The following is a 1075-nucleotide window of genomic DNA, read 5'->3' as shown; positions in this document are numbered from 1 at the left end:
ACTGCGGTAACACGTGGGAGAGTAGGTCGGTGCCAAATCTTAAAGAAAGCCGGTAGTCAGAAGACTATCGGCTTTTCTTGTTTATAGGAATTTTAAAATAAGGATATATTTTACCTCTGGCTAGCGCTTTCTGTTCTATGATAGACTCCCTTGATCCTGTCAGTGATTCCGCTAAAGAAAATTTGTAGCATGACACAGTTGCCAAACTACGCTACCGCTACATAGCAAAGGCTTATGCTCTTTGACCTTCATAAATTACTCCGGACGTTGGTGTCTCTTTTAGTTCTATTCTTACCAAATCTGGAAATATAGGTTTGATTATTTTCCATAACCATATAGATAGATTTTCACTTGTAGGGTTTTCAAGTCCTGGTATTTCATTTAATAACTTGTGATCAAGAATATCTAAAAATGGTTTTATGCTATTCTTTAACTCCGTATAATCCATAATCCAGCCAGAACTTTCATTAGGAGTTCCAGAAATAAATATTGTCAATGTATAGGTATGTCCGTGTATTCCTCCGCATTTGTGTCCCGGTGGAACGTTGGGTAGATAGTGTGCTGAATCGAATTGAAGGTTTTGTAGATGATCATTTGTATTTTATAATGGCACAAAATTGTGATTATCGATCCTTATAAGAAATGATAGCTATCATACTTTTTGTTAATTTTCATCAATACGTATTACTTGTCTTTGGTATTATTGTTAACAATTAGGCTTCCTTCGCAGATCGTATTTTAATTTTGATGATGTTATCATGAGTATAGTCGTGACGGTTTGGGAACATTCCCTCATTATGGTTTCCAATTTATGTCTGTTATCTGGGAAAGATTGGTCCTTTAGTGAACGCGACCTGTAGCGATTTGAATCGATCGAGGAATGGTGCGATATCCTGGTACATATAATAAATGAGAAATTTGGCTTGCACTTTCATTTATTGTCCTTCTGGCATAGGGACTTAGGGTTTTCTTTGAAGTATTACTGTATTTAAGTTTGTGGGGGCGTATAATTTTCCTACTTTTGCATCCCGCTTCGGAGGAAGGGAAATGGTGAAAAGGATATAGAGGAGGTTGA

At 36.7% G+C, this 1075-nt stretch carries 1 pseudogene; it reads right to left on the bottom strand.

What is annotated here, in order from left to right:
- Window positions 1-232: 232 nt before the first annotated feature.
- A pseudogene (locus B9A18_RS24915) lies at window positions 233-520 on the bottom strand (6-pyruvoyl trahydropterin synthase family protein); the annotation flags it as partial.
- Between the last annotated feature and the right edge of the window lie 555 nt (window positions 521-1075).

The organism is Pedobacter nyackensis (assembly GCF_900176505.1).
GTDB lineage: Bacteria > Bacteroidota > Bacteroidia > Sphingobacteriales > Sphingobacteriaceae > Pedobacter > Pedobacter nyackensis.
Note: the sequence above shows the minus strand (reverse complement) of the source record. Positions and strands in the feature narration are given on the sequence as shown.